The organism is Burkholderia sp. LS-044 (assembly GCF_004803625.1).
In the GTDB taxonomy this organism is placed as follows: Bacteria; Pseudomonadota; Gammaproteobacteria; order Burkholderiales; family Burkholderiaceae; genus Burkholderia; species Burkholderia cepacia.
Genome location: NZ_SSWO01000004.1, coordinates 197696 through 213222, shown reverse-complemented (window position 1 = coordinate 213222; position 15527 = coordinate 197696). Strand labels below are relative to the sequence as shown.

Sequence of the window (15527 nt, the reverse complement as noted above, 5' to 3'; positions counted from 1 at the left end):
CGTGTGATCAGCCACGGGAGGACGACTGGGGATCGACATACGGCCGGCCGATCGCGTAGTAGTCGATGCCGAGTTCGGCCATCGCATCCGGCTCGTACAGGTTGCGCCCGTCGAAGATCACCGGCGCCTTCAGCTCAGCCTTCAGGCGCGTGAAATCAGGGCTCCGGAATTCCTTCCACTCGGTCACGATCACGAGCGCGTCCGCGCCCGTCACGGCGATGTCCTGCGTGTCGACGAGATGCAGCCGCGCCAGCGCGTCCGGATCGGTACCGAAATCGAGCGCAAACACGCGCCGCGCCTCGTCGACCGCGACCGGATCGTACGCACGCACGGTCGCGCCGCGTTCGAGCAGCGCGGCGATCAGGCGGCGGCTCGGCGCCTCGCGCATGTCATCGGTATTCGGCTTGAACGCCAGGCCCCAGACCGCGAACTCGCGGCCGGTCAGGTCGGCACCGAAGCGCTGCTCGATCTTGCCGATCAGCACGTCCTTCTGCGCATGGTTGGCCGCCTCGACGGCTTCCAGGATGCGCAACGGCTGGCCGTTCTCGCCGGCCGTGCGAATCAGCGCCTGGACGTCCTTCGGGAAGCACGAGCCGCCGTAGCCGACGCCGGCGTACAGGAAGTGATAGCCGATGCGCGGATCGGAGCCGATCCCGCGGCGCACGGCCTCGATGTCGGCGCCGACCTTGTCGGCGAGATTCGACATCTCGTTCATGAACGAGATACGCGTTGCAAGCATCGCATTCGCCGCATATTTCGCGAATTCCGCCGAACGCACGTCCATGTAGATCGTGCGCTCATGGTTTCGGTTGAACGGCGCGTAGAGCTTCTTCATCTTCTCGCGCGCGATCGTGCCCGTCTCGTCGTCGTCGACGCCGATGATGATCCGGTCCGGACGCATGAAGTCCTCGACCGCGGCGCCTTCCTTCAGGAACTCCGGGTTCGACACGACCGAGAAGCGATGCGCGACGCTGCCTGCCAACCCGCGGGCGGCAAGCGCTTCGTCGACCACGCCGCGCACGCGCTGTGCGGTACCGACCGGCACCGTCGACTTGTCGACGATCACCTTGAAGCCCGTCATGTGGCGGCCGATGTTGCGCGCGGCTTCGAGCACGTACTGCAGGTCGGCCGAGCCGTCCTCGTCGGGCGGCGTGCCGACGGCGATGAACTGGATCTCGCCGTGCGCGACGCTTGCCTCGATGTCGGTCGAGAAGCGCAGGCGCCCCGCTGCGCGGTTGCGCGCGATGATGTCCAGCAGCCCAGGTTCGTGAATCGGCATCCCGCCGTTGTTCAGGATGTCGATCTTGCGCGGATCGACGTCGAGGCAGAATACGTCGTGGCCGATCTCCGCCAGGCAGGCGCCCGTGACGAGACCGACATAGCCGGTGCCGATGATGGTGATTTTCATAGATGTTCCGGTACTTCCCGGTAATTGACTAACTTGGCCGCCGGGACGAACCCGGCGGCAACCGCAGCGCGTTGGCTCCGCGTGCCGGGATCAGCCCGGCATCGCAGGATCGACGCGACGCGGCGCATAGGTTTCCCAGCCGCTGCAGCCCGGACACTGCCAGTAGAAATTGCGCGCCCGGAAACCGCAATTCTGGCACGTATACCGTGGCAAATTCTTGGTGCGCTGCTTGATCAGCGCACGCATCATTTCAAGTTCCTTACGGCGCGGCTCGTCGGCCGCCGCGATCTGCGCATCGAGCAGGTGCAGCATCCCCGACAGGTTCGGCGACTTCTCCATCTGCGTGCGCGCGAGCGTGTGCGCCGCGTCCTGGCCGCGCAAGCCCGCGATGTGCTGGTATGCGATGTCGAGCAGGTCGTTCGACGGATAGCGGTCGACATAGCCCATCAGCAGCTCGGCGCCCTCGGCGTTCTTGCCGAGCGCGACGTACGCCTTCATCAGCTTGTCGGCGACGAGCGGCAGATACGCCGGATTCTGCGCCTCGACGCGCTTCCAGTGCTCGATCGCGGCCGCATGGTTACCCTCGGCCGCCGCGGCGTCGCCGGAGAGGATCGTCGCGCGAACGTTCTGCGGGTTCACGGTCAACGCGAGGCGCAACTGTTCGGCAGCCGCTGCCGCGTTCTTGCGCTGCAGCGCATCCTGCGCAAGTTCGCAGTGAAACTGCGCAATTTCGACGCCGAGCGGTTTGTCGCTCATCGACTCGATGCGCTTCGCCGTATCGATCGACTTGTTCCAGTCCTTCTCGATCTCGTAGATCGTCAGCAGCGCCCGCTGCGCGCCGAGTGCGTAATCGCCGTCGGCGAGTTTGTGGAACGCCTCCTCGGCGCGATCGAGCAGGCCGGCCTTCAGGAAATCCTGGCCGAGTTCGTACAGTGCGTGGTCGCGCTCGTTGACCGGCAGGTCCGTGCGGCTCAGCAGGTTCTGGTGCACGCGAATCGCGCGGTCGGTTTCGCCGCGGCGGCGAAACAGGTTGCCGAGCGCGAAGTGCAGCTCGACCGTCTCGGGATCCAGCTTGGCGACCTCGATGAACGCGTCGATTGCCTTGTCGGGTTGTTCGTTCAACAGAAAATTCAGGCCGCGGAAATACGAGCGCGGCAGGTTGGCACTCTCCGACAGGAGATTCTTAAGGTCATAGCGTGACGCCGCCCAACCGAGCGCGAACGCGACCGGAATCGCGAGCAACCACCAGAAATCCAGATCCATGCGAAATATCGAAGCAGAGACGAAAACCGCGCGATGATCGCGCGGCGTCCGTGTTAAATGACGGGCGGCATCGGCGGCTGGTCGATGACGGCCGGCGTTTCGCGTGCCGCGCGCAGATCGCGCTTCAGGCGCCCGTTCTCGAGACGCAGGCGGAAGATCGAAGGCAGCGCGGACAGCAAGCCGGCCAGCAGCCCCACGGCGAAGAACGCGAGGCCGATCAGGATCAGCGGCGCCTGCCATGAATAGCCGGCCACGAAATTCAGCGTCGCGGTTTGCGTATTGGCCAGCGCAAGCACCAGCAGCAGTACGAACACCAATACCCGGATCAGCCAGACGATAAACTTCATGAAGCCCTCTCTTTGTTGAGGTTTGCCGCGGCGCGCGACTCCCCTTCGTCGCGCCGAATCGACCCGTATTGTAAAGGAAGCGTTTCCGCGGCTGCGCACATCCTGCACGCACCCGTTTCGTCGCAATCGCCGGAAATGAAAAAAGCGCCCGCAAGGGGCGCTTTTCTTTTCAGCCTTCGCCGGATGGATTCCGGGCAATCCGGGTGACGCTCAACGCTCGTCGTCCGGATCATCAGCCTTCAGCGGCTCACCGGCGCGGCCGTCGACGCGTTCCCGCAATTCCTTGCCAGGCTTGAAGTGCGGCACGAACTTCTCGGGCACCTGCACTTTCTCCCCTGACTTCGGGTTGCGTCCGACGCGCGCCGGGCGACGGTTGAGGCCAAAGCTGCCGAAACCCCGAATTTCGATACGATGCCCTTTCGCCAGAGCGTCAGACATCGCATCGAGCATCGTTTTCACCGCGAAATCCGCATCCTTGAGGACAAGTTGCGGAAATCGCGATGCCAGCTGCGCGACCAACTCGGATTTGGTCATACTTCAGCAGACCTCGTGAGGCTTACTGGTTCTGGCCGTCGAGCTTCGCCTTCAGCAGCGCGCCGAGGTTGGTCGTACCGGTCGCAGCAGCGCTGGTGTCCGACTGCAGGCCGCGGATCGCTTCCTGTTGTTCAGCCGAATCCTTCGCCTTGATCGACAGGTTGATGCCGCGCGACTTGCGATCGATGTTGATCACCATCGCGTTGACCTTGTCGCCTTCCTTCAGCACGTTGCGTGCGTCTTCGACGCGATCCTGCGAGATTTCCGACGCACGCAGGTAGCCTTCGATGTCGCCCGTCAGCGTGACGACCGCACCCTTCGCATCGACCGTCTTCACGACGCCGTCAACGATCGAGCCCTTGTCGTTCATTGCAACGTAGTTGCTGAACGGGTCGCCTTCGAGCTGCTTGATGCCGAGCGAAATACGCTCCTTCTCGACGTCGATACCGAGCACGATCGCTTCGACTTCGTCGCCCTTCTTGTACTTGCGAACGGCTTCTTCGCCGGCTTCGCTCCACGACAGGTCCGACAGGTGGACCAGGCCGTCGATGCCGCCCGGCAGACCGATGAACACGCCGAAGTCGGTGATCGACTTGATTGCGCCCGTGATCTTGTCGCCCTTCTTGAAGTTGCGGCTGAAGTCATCCCACGGATTCGGCTTGCACTGCTTCATGCCGAGGCTGATACGACGACGGTCTTCGTCGATCTCGAGGACCATGACTTCGACTTCGTCGCCCAGCTGGACAACCTTCGACGGAGCAACGTTCTTGTTGGTCCAGTCCATTTCCGACACGTGGACGAGGCCTTCGATGCCCGATTCCACTTCGACGAATGCGCCGTAGTCGGTGATGTTCGTGACCTTGCCGAACAGGCGCGTGCCCGACGGGTAACGGCGCGAGATGCCTTCCCACGGATCGTCGCCCAGTTGCTTGATGCCCAGCGAGACGCGGTTCTTCTCTTGGTCGAACTTGAGGATCTTCGCGGTGACTTCCTGGCCAACCGACAGGACTTCGCTCGGGTGACGCACACGACGCCATGCGATGTCGGTGATGTGCAGCAGGCCGTCGATGCCGCCGAGGTCGACGAACGCGCCGTAGTCGGTGATGTTCTTGACCACGCCGTTGACGATCGCGCCTTCCTTCAGCGTCTCGAGCAGCTTCGCGCGCTCTTCGCCTTGGGTTGCTTCGATCACTGCACGACGCGACAGCACGACGTTGTTACGCTTGCGATCGAGCTTGATCACGCGGAACTCGAGCGTCTTGCCTTCGTACGGGGTCGTGTCCTTGACCGGACGCGTGTCGACCAGCGAACCCGGCAGGAACGCACGGATGCCGTTGACCATCACGGTCATGCCGCCCTTCACCTTGCCGGTGATCGTGCCGGTGACGAGTTCGTTGTTGTCGAGAGCCTTTTCCAGCGACAGCCACGATGCAAGGCGCTTCGCCTTGTCGCGCGACAGGATCGTGTCGCCGTAGCCGTTTTCGAGTGCGTCGATCGCGACGGACACGAAATCGCCCGACTGCACCTCAACCTCGCCCTGATCGTTCAGGAATTCCTCGATCGGAATGTAAGCCTCGGACTTCAGGCCTGCATTGACGACCACGAAGTTGTGGTCGACGCGCACGACTTCGGCGGAAATCACTTCGCCGGCGCGCATGTCTTGGCGGGTCAGCGACTCTTCGAACAGAGCCGCGAAAGATTCAGTATTCGGGGTGGAGGTTTGCAGGTCGGACATAAAAATCTGATTGTGCATGGATCGCTGTGCCACGCCGGCCGGAATGGCAGGCTGAAAGGGCCAGATCGACGACCACACGGGGTTAAGGGTTCGAAACACGCTCCGCGCTTGCGACGCGGAACACCTACTGCTACCCGCCTTCTCAGGCGGGCTGGCCGAGCGCCCGGTACCACTGCAGCACCTGGTCGACCGCTTCATCGACCGAAAGCGCCGACGTATCGAGCAGCTTGGCATCTGCCGCAGGCTTCAGCGGCGCGGCCGCGCGATTGCTGTCGCGCGCATCACGTTCACGAAGATCCCGGAGCAAGTCATCTATATTAGCAGAAAAACCTTTTTGCATCAATTGCTTATGCCGTCTGGTCGCGCGCGCCTCGGCGCTGGCCGTCAGGAACACCTTCAACACGGCGTCCGGGAAGATCACGGTGCCCATGTCGCGCCCGTCTGCAACGAGGCCCGGCGTCTTGCGGAACGCGCGCTGACGCGCGACGAGCGCGGTGCGCACCGGCCCATGCACGGCAATCGCCGATGCGCGGTTGCCGACCGCTTCGGCACGGATGTCGTTCGACACATCGACGCCGTCGAGCTGCGCGCAGCCCTCCCGGAACGTGATGTGGAGATCGTCGATCAGCTTCACCAGCGCGTCGATGTCCTCTGCCGCGATGCCGTAGCGCACGCTCGCGAGCGCGGCGAGGCGGTACAGCGCGCCGCTGTCGAGCAGGTGGAAGCCAAGATGCGCGGCGACGAGCGCGGCGACGGTGCCCTTGCCGGAAGCAGTGGGACCGTCGATCGTGATGACGGGAGTCGGGTGAAAGGGTCGGGTCGATTTCATCGGAACAGTCGGGTCAGGCTTTGGCGAGCGCGGCGAAGCGGTCGAAATAGTCGGGGAACGTCTTGCCGACGCACTTCGGATCGTTGATCCGCACGGGCACACCGCCCAGGCTGACGAGCGAGAAGCACATCGCCATCCGGTGATCGTCGTACGTGTCGATCGCCGCGTTCGGCGTGAGCTTTTCCGGCGGCGTGACGACGAGATAGTCAGGGCCTTCCTCGACGATCGCGCCGACCTTGCGCAGTTCGGCCGCCATCGCCGCGATGCGGTCGGTTTCCTTCACGCGCCAGCTTGCGATGTTGCGCAGCGTGCTCGGGCCGGCGGCGAACAGCGCCGCGACCGCGATCGTCATCGCCGCATCGGGAATCAGGTTGAAATCCATGTCGATCGGCTCGAGCTTGCCGTGGTCGTGGCCGATGCCGCGCACTTCGATCCAGTCGTCGCCCATCGTCACGTTCGCGCCCATCTGCATCAGCGCGTTCGCGAAGCCGACGTCGCCCTGGATGCTCGCGCGCCCCACGCCCTCGACACGCAGCGGCCCGCCGCCGAGCGCGCCAGCCGCGAGGAAATACGACGCCGACGATGCGTCGCCCTCGACCATGATCTGCCCCGGCGATTTGTAGCGAACCCCGGCCGGCACGACGAAGCGCTGCCAGCCGTCGCGCTCGACGGTCACGCCGAAGCGCTCCATCAGCCGGATCGTGATGTCGATGTACGGCTTCGAGATCAGCTCGCCGTCGATCTCGACGACGATCCGGCCATCTTTCGCCTTCACGAGCGGCAGCGTCATCAGGAGCGCCGTGAGGAACTGGCTCGATACGTCGCCGCGCACGCGGATCGGCGCATCGACCGAGATCGTCGCGGGTTTGATCCGCAGCGGCGGGAAGCCTTCGTTCAGCTCGTAGTCGATCTGCGCGCCGATCTGGCGCAGGCCGTCGACGAGATCGCCGATCGGCCGCTCGTGCATGCGCGGCACGCCGTGCACGCGATAGTCGCCGCCATTCACCGCGAGCGCGGCGGTCAGCGGCCGCACGGCCGTGCCCGCGTTGCCGAGGAACAGGTCGGCCGTCTTCGCGGTGAATGCGCCGCGCGTGCCCGTGACGACACAGGTATCGCCGTCGCGCGCGAGCTTCACGCCGAGCTTGCCGAGTGCGTCGAGCATCACGCGCGTGTCGTCGGAGTCGAGCAGGTTGGTGATCGTCGTTTCGCCTTCGGCCAGCGCCGCGAGCAGCAGCACGCGGTTCGAAATGCTCTTCGAGCCGGGCAGGCGCACGGTGCCCGATGCGCTGGAGTACGGGCCGAGATCGAGATAGTCCATGGGAATCGTCCTGTTATTTCTTGACCGGTTCGGCAGCAGGCGCGCCGCCGCGCTCCTGCCATGCCTTGCGCGCGGCGCGCGAACGCGTGAACACGGCTTCGAGCGCCGCGCCGTCGCCGGCGTCGATCGCCGCGCGCAGCCGCGTGAGCACGCGCGTATAGCCGTCGAGCTCGTCGAGCAGCGCCGCGCGATTCGCAACGCACACGTCGCGCCACATCTCCGGGCTCGACGCCGCGATGCGCGTGAAATCGCGGAAACCACCCGCCGCGTACGAGAATTTGAGTTCCGCGTCGGCCTCGCCGAGGATCTGCTCGACGAGCGCGAACGACAGCACGTGCGGCAAATGGCTGATCGACGCAAACACGCGATCGTGCTGCTCCGTGCTCATCGTGCGCACGTCGGCACCGGTCGCGCGCCACATCGCGTCGATCCGCGCGACGGATTCGGGCGCATTCTCCGGCAGCGGGCACAGCACCACGTTGCGACCGACGTACAGATCCGGCAACGAGGCCTCGACGCCGCTCGACTCGCGACCGGCAATCGGATGCCCCGGCACGAACTGCGCGATGCGTGCGCCGAGCGCGTCGCGCGCGGCCGCGACGACATCGGACTTGGTGCTGCCCGCATCGGTGACGATCGTCGCCGCTTCAAGCCACGGCGCGATGCGCTTGAGCAACGGGCCCGTTTGCGCAACGGGTGCCGCCAGCAGCACGAGATCGGCGCCGGCCAGCGCGTCGCGCAATTGCGCGTCATCGTCGAGTGCCGCCGCGCGATCGATCACACCGAGCGCGAGCGCGCGCTCGACCGACGCACGCGAACGGCCCACGCCGACGACCTCGCCCGCACCGCCCGGCGCGCGTTCGCGCAGCGCGCGGGCCAGCGATCCGCCGATCAGGCCGACGCCGAAAATGACCAGTTTGTTGAATGCAAAGCCTGACACGACAAGAGCCAAGTTACGCGCGCGGAACGACGCCCCGCATGCGGAATTCCAGATTCCGGGCAACGGGCCCGCACCCGGCGCAACCTGTGCCGGACGCGGGCCGAACCCGCCTTCGGCAGCGCCAACCGGCCTGCCCTGCCCGCCTCGCCGCAACGCCTGCCCGAGCAGGCGACGGGCCGCCGCGCATCAACGTGCGCGCGGATACGAACCGAGTATCTTCAGGAACGCAGCCTTCTGGCCGAGTTCCGCGAGCGCGGCCGCCACCGCCGCATCGTCCCGGTGCCCTTCGATATCGATGTAGAAGTAGTACTCCCACGTGCCGACGCGCGCCGGGCGCGATTCGAAGCGCGTCATCGACACGCCGTGCCGCGCGAGCGGCTCGAGCAGCTTGAACACGGCGCCCGGCTCGTTCTTCACCGACACGATCAGCGACGTCTGGTCGTGACCGCTTTGCCCGGCCGGCTGCTTGCCGACGATGACGAAGCGCGTGCGGTTATGCGGATCGTCCTGGATCAGCGAGAACGCGATCTGCAATCCGTAGTGCGCGGCCGCACGGTCGCCCGCGATCGCCGCGACGGTCGGATCGGCCGCCGCGAGACGCGCGGCCTCCGCATTGCTCGCCACGGCCTGCCGCTCGAGCTGCGGCGCATTCGCCGCGAGCCACTGCTGGCATTGCGCAAGCGCCTGCGCATGCGCGCAGACGCGCTTCACGCCGTCGAGCGTGCCGCCCTGCGTCAGCAGGTTGTGATGGATCGGCAGCGCGAGCTCACCGCTGATCAGCAGTTGCGTCTGCAGCAGCAGGTCGAGCGTGCGCGACACGGCGCCTTCGGTCGAATTCTCGACCGGCGCGATGCCGTACGCAGCAGCCCCGGCCTCGACCGAGCGGAATACTTCGTCGATCGACGGGCACGGCAGCCCTTCGATCGACTGGCCGAAATACTCGAGCATCGCCTGCTCGCTGTACGTGCCGACCGGCCCGAGGAACGCGACGTGGATCGTCTGCTCGAGCGCGCGGCTCGCGGCCATGATCTCGCGCCAGATGGCGCTGATGTGCTCGCTCGCGAGCGGCCCCGCGCTCATATCCTGCAACCGCGCGATCACCTGCAGCTCGCGCTCCGGCCGGAACACCGGCGCGTTGAAATGCTTCTTGACCTCGCCCACCTCCAGCGCCACCGCGGCGCGCTGGTTCAGGAGCGCGATCAGCTGCGCATCGATCGCGTCGATGCGATCGCGCAGCGGTTTCAGGCGGGAATTCAGTTCGTCGTCCATGCGTTTTGCCGTGCTGTTTGAACAGCGCCGCCGTCAGGCGCCGCGCTGCTCGAAGTCCTTCATGTACTCGACGAGCGCTTTCACGCCCTCGAGCGGCACCGCGTTGTAGATCGACGCCCGCATACCGCCGACGGACTTGTGGCCCTTCAGCTGCAGCAGCCCGCGCGCCTTTGCGCCGGCAAGGAAGTCTTCGTTGCGCGTTTCGTCGGCCAGGAAAAACGGCACGTTCATTCGCGAACGTGCTGCCGGCTCGACCTTGTTCAGATAGAAACTGCTCGCATCGATCGTGTCGTAGAGCAGCTTCGCCTTTTCGATATTGCGGGCCTCGATCGCCTCGAGACCGCCCTGCCGCTTCAGCCACTGGAATACCAGACCCGCGATGTAGATCGCGTAGGTGGGCGGCGTGTTGTACAGCGAGTTGTTCGCGGCGATGGTCTTCCATTCGAACGCGGACGGGCAGATCGACAGCGAGCGGTCGAGCAGGTCCTCGCGCACGATCACGAGCGTCACACCGGCCATCCCGATGTTCTTCTGCGCACCGCCGAACAGCACACCGTACTTCGCGACGTCCATCGGACGCGACAGGATGTGCGACGAGACATCCGCGACCAGCGGCACGTCGCCGAGATCGGGAATCTCGAACGTCTCGACGCCGTCGATCGTCTCGTTGGTGCACAGATGCACGTAGGCCGGATCGTCCGACAGTTGCCATTCGGCGCGCGCGGGCGCACGCGTGAAGCCGTTTTCCGTCTTGCCGGTTGCGGCGAGATGCGGCGTGCCGTATTTCTTCGCTTCGCTGAACGATTTCTGCGACCACGAGCCCGTCACGACGAAGTCGGCCGTCTTGCGCGAGCCGAGCAGGTTCATCGGCACGATCGCGTTTTCGGCGATACCGCCGCCCTGCAGGAACAGGATCCGGTGGCTTGCCGGCACGCCGAGCAGGTCGCGCAGGTCGGTCAGCGCGGCCTCGTGGATCGACATGAACTCCTTGCCGCGATGGCTCATCTCCATCACGCTCATACCGCTGCCGTGCCAGTCGAGCATTTCGTCGGCGGCTTGCCGCAGCACTTCCTCGGGCATCGCCGCAGGGCCGGCGGAGAAATTAAAGACGCGCATCGTGAAAACCTCGGAGGGACGCGACCGGCTCGCCGCCGGCAGAACGCGCCAGAAAAGAAATGGCCGCTTGCGCTCGCGCGCAAACGGCCATTATCGCACTGTCGTCAGGCTCCCGCCAAACCCGGCCGAACGGCCGGTGGCGTGCCCGGACGGCTTTACTTGCCCGGCTTGACTGCTGCGACTTCCTTGTCAGCCTGCGTACGCGTTGCCTGGATCGCTTGCGGCATGTACTTCTGCATCAGGCCGTTGACCACGTCGCGACCGACCTGATCCTGAACCTGGATGAACTTGCGGCCCGTCGGGCTCTTGTAGAACGTCGTCAGATCCTTGATCTCCGACGTGCTGTAGTACTTCGCGTAGGCGTCGTACTGAGCCGACATCGCGTCGTTCTGGAACTGTTGCGTACCGAACACCTTGCCTGCGCCGTCGACCAGCTTCGGCACCGCGTTCTTCTGCAGCGTCGGAACGGCAGCTTGCTTCTGCTTGTCGTTCAGCGTCTTGTTTTCCGACAGCGCGTCCGACAGGATTGCCGGCACGAGTTGCTTGGCCTGCATTTCGGCGCTGTTGCCGATTGCCGACACGAGCTTCGGCGCGTCGATCGCGTCGAGCAGATCCTTGATCGCAGCCTTCTTGTCGGCGTCGATCGGCGCAGCTGCCGCGGCAGGCGCCGGTGCGGAATTCGACAGCGCTTGCGCCATCGCGAACGTCGGCACCAGTGCAGCCAGCAGGACCAGTTGCTTGAATTGCTTTTGCATCATCACTCCCTTTTGGAAATATGAATGGTTGCTCGCCGGCCGCGGCGCTTCACGCCCGCGGCGGCCAGAGTCTCATCCGTTCTTCAGGCTTCGCCGTCCGACGCCTCGTCGGCCTCGCCATCGCCCTCTTCAGCCTCCGCGATCTGCTGCAGGCCGGAGAGCTTGGTACCCTCATCGAGACTGATGAGTGTAACACCTTGCGTGGCACGCCCCATCTCGCGAATCTCCGAGACACGGGTGCGAATCAACACGCCGGCCGTCGTGATCAGCATGATCTGATCTTCGGCGTCGACGAGCGTGGCAGCCACGACCTTGCCGTTACGCTCCGACGTCTGGATCGCGATCATACCCTTCGTGCCGCGGCCGTGACGCGTGTACTCGGTGATCGGCGTGCGCTTGCCGTAGCCGTTTTCGGTCGCGGTGAGCACCGTCTGCTCCTCGCTGCCGGCAACCAGCATCGCGATGACCTGCTGCCCGTCCTCGAGCTGCATGCCGCGCACGCCTCGTGCTTCACGCCCCATCGGACGCACGTCGTTCTCGTCGAAGCGCACGGCCTTGCCGGAATCGGAGAACAGCATCACGTCGTGCGCACCGTCGGTGATCGACGCGCCGATCAGGTAGTCGCCCTCGTCGAGGCCGACCGCGATGATGCCCTTCTTCATCGGACGGCTGAATGCCTCGAGCGGCGTCTTCTTCACGGTGCCGAGCGACGTCGCCATGAAGATGAACTTGTCGGCCGAGAACTCCTTGACCGGCAGCACGACGTTGATCTTCTCGCCTTCCTGCAGCGGGAACATGTTGACGATCGGGCGACCGCGCGAGTTGCGCGAACCCTGCGGCACTTCATAGACCTTGACCCAGTACACGCGGCCGCGGTTCGAGAAGCACAGGATGTAGTCGTGCGTGTTCGCGATGAACAGCGTTTCGATCCAGTCGTCTTCCTTCATCTGCGTCGCCTGCTTGCCGCGGCCGCCGCGCTTCTGCGCGCGGTACTCGGACAGCGGCTGCGACTTCACGTAGCCCGCGTGCGACATCGTGACGACCATGTCCTGCGGCGTGATCAGATCCTCGGTGTTCAGCTCGGTCGCGTTCAGCTCGATCTTCGAGCGGCGCGCGTCGCCGAATTCGGCCTTCACCGAGGTCAGCTCCTCGCCGATCATCGTCGTGATCCGCTCGGGGCGTGCGAGGATGTCCAGCAGGTCGGCGATCTGCGCCATCACTTCGCGATACTCGCCGATGATCTTGTCCTGCTCGAGCCCGGTCAGGCGCTGCAGGCGCATCTGCAGGATTTCCTGGGCCTGCGTGTCGGACAGGCGGTACAGCCCGTCGCTCTGCATGCCGAACGCCGGGTTCAGGCCTTCCGGGCGGTACGCGGAGCGGCCGCCGGCCGCTGCGTTCTCGCTCTCGGCGCGCGTGAGCATCTCGCGCACGAGCGACGAATCCCACGGCTTCGCCATCAACTCCGCCTTCGCGATCGGCGGCGTCGGCGCTGCCTTGATGATCGCGATGAATTCGTCGATGTTGGCGAGCGCGACCGCGAGACCTTCAAGCACATGGCCACGTTCACGGGCCTTGCGCAGTTCGTAGATCGTGCGGCGCGTCAGCACTTCGCGTCGGTGCGACAGGAAGCACTGCAGGATTTCCTTCAGGTTCAGCAGCTTCGGCTGGCCGTCGACCAGCGCGACCATGTTCATGCCGAACGTATCCTGGAGCTGCGTCGCCTTGTACAGGTTGTTCAGCACCACTTCCGGCACTTCACCGCGCTTGAGCTCGATCACGACGCGCATGCCGCTCTTGTCAGACTCGTCGCGGATGTCGGAGATGCCTTCGAGCTTCTTCTCGTTGACGAGTTCGGCGATCCGCTCGAGCAGCGAGCGTTTGTTCACCTGGTACGGCAGCTCGTCGACGATGATCGCCATCCGCTGGCCGCGGTCGATCTCCTCGAAGTGCGTGGCCGCGCGCATCACGACGCGACCGCGCCCGGTGCGGTAGCCGTCGCGCACGCCGGCGACGCCGTAGATGATGCCGGCCGTCGGGAAATCCGGCGCCGGGATGATCTCGATCAGCTCGTCGATCGTCGCTTCCGGGTTACCCAGCAGATGCTGGCACGCGTCGACGACTTCGTTCAGGTTGTGCGGCGGGATGTTGGTCGCCATGCCGACCGCGATGCCCGACGAGCCGTTGATCAGCAGGTTCGGGATGCGCGACGGCAGGACCGACGGCTGCATTTCGTTGCCGTCGTAGTTCGGCTCGAAATCGACCGTTTCCTTGTCGATGTCGGCGAGCAGCTCGTGACCGATCTTCGCCATGCGAATTTCGGTGTAACGCATCGCCGCGGCATTGTCGCCGTCGATCGAGCCGAAGTTGCCCTGCCCGTCGATCAGCATGTAGCGCAGCGAGAAGTCCTGCGCCATCCGCACGATCGTGTCGTACACCGCGGTGTCGCCGTGAGGATGGTACTTACCGATCACGTCACCGACGATACGCGCAGACTTCTTGTACGCGCGGTTCCAGTCGTTGTTCAGTTCGTGCATCGCGAACAACACGCGCCGGTGCACGGGCTTCAGGCCATCGCGGACATCCGGGAGGGCACGTCCGACGATCACGCTCATCGCGTAATCGAGATACGAACGGCGCATTTCCTCCTCTAGGGAGGTGGGCAGGGTCTCTTTGGCGAATTGATCCATGTATCCGTATCGTTTCGGAGCGAAGACGGCGAACGCCTTTCGCGTGGGCGCTGCATGCGCAACGCAACGCGAGATTCTAACATGCGCCCATCAGCCGCCAATTCGCCGCCCCCTCTATATATAAATAGCGAAAATCGCGGCCACGTCGATTCGACCGAAATCGCACGCGACTCGACGCCGCCGGCGATCCCGTCACACTTGTTTCATGCGCACGAGTAAACAACCACGCACATTCGCGCAATTTCGCCGACACACTCTTGACAATCTCTAAAAGTTGCGGCAGGGCGGTGTTGCGCATGCACCACAAAGTTGAAGCGATCTTAGGGTGGGGAGGATTTTTTTTCGTAGGAAGGGAACGATATGGCAAAATGCCAACGCACTGAAAGTTAGACGCTGCTCGAAGTCTACACAGAGCGGTGCCGCGTTTTTTGTGCCGCACCAATGTTATACTTCGAGCAATGTATGACTTGTCACCGTCAACAGGCTCGCAGTAAACCTGCGGTAATCTCAATTTCGAGAGGAGAAATATGAATAAACTTTCAAAGCTCGCGTTCATTGCAGCTACCGCAGTTATGGCTGCATCCGCTTCGGCACAGTCGGTGCCGGCGTCGCGTCAAGCCGTCAATGACAACTGGGTGAACGGCACGGGCGAATGGGTGTGGATGAACGGCACGAACGAGCTCTGCTGGCGTGATGCGTTCTGGACGCCGGCCACCGCCAACGCGAAGTGCGATGGCGCACTGGTCGCCCAGGCACCGCAGCCGCCGGTCGCTCCGGTCGCTCCGGCTATCTCGAGCCAGAAGATCACGTATCAAGCTGACGCACTGTTCGACTTCGACAAGGCAACGCTCAAGCCGCTGGGCAAGCAAAAGCTGGACGAACTGGCTTCGAAGATCGAAGGCATGAACACGGAAGTGGTCGTCGCAACGGGCTACACGGACCGCATCGGTTCGGACAAGTACAACGACCGTCTGTCGCTGCGCCGTGCGCAAGCCGTGAAGTCGTACCTGGTCAGCAAGGGTGTGCCGGCCAACAAGATCTACACGGAAGGCAAGGGCAAGCGCAACCCGGTCACGACGGGCTGCAACCAGAAGAACCGCAAGCAACTCATCGCCTGCCTCGCACCGGATCGCCGCGTGGAAGTCGAAGTGGTTGGTACGCAAGAAGTCCAGAAGACGACCGTTCCGGCAAACTAAGCCGCGGTTTTCGACTGCTTCAAAGCCCCGCCCCGGCGGGGCTTTTTCTTTGACGCCCGTCCAGGCGCCTGCCGCTTCGCCGCTCGTCCGCTTCTTATATACTCGGGGCTGACGAATCGCAGTACCGCCC

General features: G+C 64.2%; 13 protein-coding genes. 1 reads left to right on the top strand and 12 read right to left on the bottom strand.

The window, feature by feature from the left end:
• Positions 1 to 7: 7 nt before the first annotated feature.
• From E9536_RS12355 to gyrA, 12 genes are all read right to left on the bottom strand, one after another.
• Entirely contained in the window at positions 8 to 1408 is a 1401-nt protein-coding gene (locus tag E9536_RS12355; RefSeq protein WP_027788058.1) for a UDP-glucose/GDP-mannose dehydrogenase family protein, read from the bottom strand.
• 90 nt (positions 1409 to 1498) lie between these two features.
• Positions 1499 to 2671, bottom strand: coding sequence for a lipopolysaccharide assembly protein LapB (lapB, locus tag E9536_RS12350; protein ID WP_059485227.1), 1173 nt, complete (start codon positions 2669 to 2671; stop codon positions 1499 to 1501).
• Positions 2672 to 2724: 53 nt separating this feature from the next.
• Positions 2725 to 3018 (bottom strand): LapA family protein, encoded by a 294-nt coding sequence (locus E9536_RS12345; protein ID WP_021157458.1) that lies wholly within the window; start codon positions 3016 to 3018, stop codon positions 2725 to 2727.
• Positions 3019 to 3228: 210 nt separating this feature from the next.
• Positions 3229 to 3552, bottom strand: coding sequence for an integration host factor subunit beta (locus E9536_RS12340; RefSeq protein ID WP_006486894.1), 324 nt, complete (start codon positions 3550 to 3552; stop codon positions 3229 to 3231).
• Positions 3553 to 3574: 22 nt separating this feature from the next.
• Positions 3575 to 5305 carry a 30S ribosomal protein S1 gene (gene rpsA, locus E9536_RS12335; RefSeq protein ID WP_306304903.1) on the bottom strand — a complete coding sequence of 577 codons (1731 nt, stop codon included), beginning with the start codon at positions 5303 to 5305 and terminating at the stop codon, positions 3575 to 3577.
• Positions 5306 to 5429: 124 nt separating this feature from the next.
• Positions 5430 to 6116 carry a (d)CMP kinase gene (gene cmk / locus E9536_RS12330; RefSeq protein WP_006476573.1) on the bottom strand — a complete coding sequence of 229 codons (687 nt, stop codon included), beginning with the start codon at positions 6114 to 6116 and terminating at the stop codon, positions 5430 to 5432.
• A gap of 13 nt (positions 6117 to 6129) precedes the next feature.
• The gene (aroA, locus tag E9536_RS12325) at positions 6130 to 7434 is read right to left on the bottom strand and encodes a 3-phosphoshikimate 1-carboxyvinyltransferase (protein WP_059695838.1); all 1305 of its coding nucleotides are present in this window, start codon (positions 7432 to 7434) and stop codon (positions 6130 to 6132) included.
• A gap of 13 nt (positions 7435 to 7447) precedes the next feature.
• The gene (locus tag E9536_RS12320) at positions 7448 to 8374 is read right to left on the bottom strand and encodes a prephenate dehydrogenase/arogenate dehydrogenase family protein (RefSeq protein WP_091923236.1); all 927 of its coding nucleotides are present in this window, start codon (positions 8372 to 8374) and stop codon (positions 7448 to 7450) included.
• A 186-nt stretch (positions 8375 to 8560) separates the two neighbouring features.
• Entirely contained in the window at positions 8561 to 9643 is a 1083-nt protein-coding gene (gene pheA / locus E9536_RS12315; RefSeq protein ID WP_048024358.1) for a prephenate dehydratase, read from the bottom strand.
• Positions 9644 to 9676: 33 nt separating this feature from the next.
• Positions 9677 to 10759: a 3-phosphoserine/phosphohydroxythreonine transaminase gene (serC, locus tag E9536_RS12310; RefSeq protein ID WP_027788065.1), complete on the bottom strand. Its 1083-nt coding sequence runs from the start codon at positions 10757 to 10759 to the stop codon at positions 9677 to 9679.
• A 155-nt stretch (positions 10760 to 10914) separates the two neighbouring features.
• A complete protein-coding gene (locus E9536_RS12305) occupies positions 10915 to 11514 on the bottom strand; it encodes a DUF2059 domain-containing protein (protein ID WP_021157463.1) in 600 nt (199 codons plus the stop codon).
• An 83-nt stretch (positions 11515 to 11597) separates the two neighbouring features.
• Entirely contained in the window at positions 11598 to 14201 is a 2604-nt protein-coding gene (gene gyrA / locus E9536_RS12300; RefSeq protein ID WP_027788066.1) for a DNA gyrase subunit A, read from the bottom strand.
• A gap of 527 nt (positions 14202 to 14728) precedes the next feature.
• Here gyrA and ompA point away from each other — a divergent pair.
• On the top strand, positions 14729 to 15397 hold the full coding sequence (gene ompA / locus E9536_RS12295) for an outer membrane protein OmpA (RefSeq protein ID WP_021157465.1): 669 nt from the start codon (positions 14729 to 14731) through the stop codon (positions 15395 to 15397).
• Positions 15398 to 15527: the final 130 nt, after the last annotated feature.

Coding starts and splice junctions, on each gene's coding strand:
- E9536_RS12345 (WP_021157458.1), bottom strand. CDS start 3,018: ATGAAGTTTATCGTCTGGCTGATCCGGGTATTGGTGTTCGTACTGCTG.
- E9536_RS12355 (WP_027788058.1), bottom strand. CDS start 1,408: ATGAAAATCACCATCATCGGCACCGGCTATGTCGGTCTCGTCACGGGC.
- ompA (WP_021157465.1), top strand. CDS start 14,729: ATGAATAAACTTTCAAAGCTCGCGTTCATTGCAGCTACCGCAGTTATG.
- gyrA (WP_027788066.1), bottom strand. CDS start 14,201: ATGGATCAATTCGCCAAAGAGACCCTGCCCACCTCCCTAGAGGAGGAA.
- aroA (WP_059695838.1), bottom strand. CDS start 7,434: ATGGACTATCTCGATCTCGGCCCGTACTCCAGCGCATCGGGCACCGTG.
- serC (WP_027788065.1), bottom strand. CDS start 10,759: ATGCGCGTCTTTAATTTCTCCGCCGGCCCTGCGGCGATGCCCGAGGAA.
- E9536_RS12340 (WP_006486894.1), bottom strand. CDS start 3,552: ATGACCAAATCCGAGTTGGTCGCGCAGCTGGCATCGCGATTTCCGCAA.
- rpsA (WP_306304903.1), bottom strand. CDS start 5,305: ATGCACAATCAGATTTTTATGTCCGACCTGCAAACCTCCACCCCGAAT.
- pheA (WP_048024358.1), bottom strand. CDS start 9,643: ATGGACGACGAACTGAATTCCCGCCTGAAACCGCTGCGCGATCGCATC.
- lapB (WP_059485227.1), bottom strand. CDS start 2,671: ATGGATCTGGATTTCTGGTGGTTGCTCGCGATTCCGGTCGCGTTCGCG.
- E9536_RS12305 (WP_021157463.1), bottom strand. CDS start 11,514: ATGCAAAAGCAATTCAAGCAACTGGTCCTGCTGGCTGCACTGGTGCCG.
- cmk (WP_006476573.1), bottom strand. CDS start 6,116: ATGAAATCGACCCGACCCTTTCACCCGACTCCCGTCATCACGATCGAC.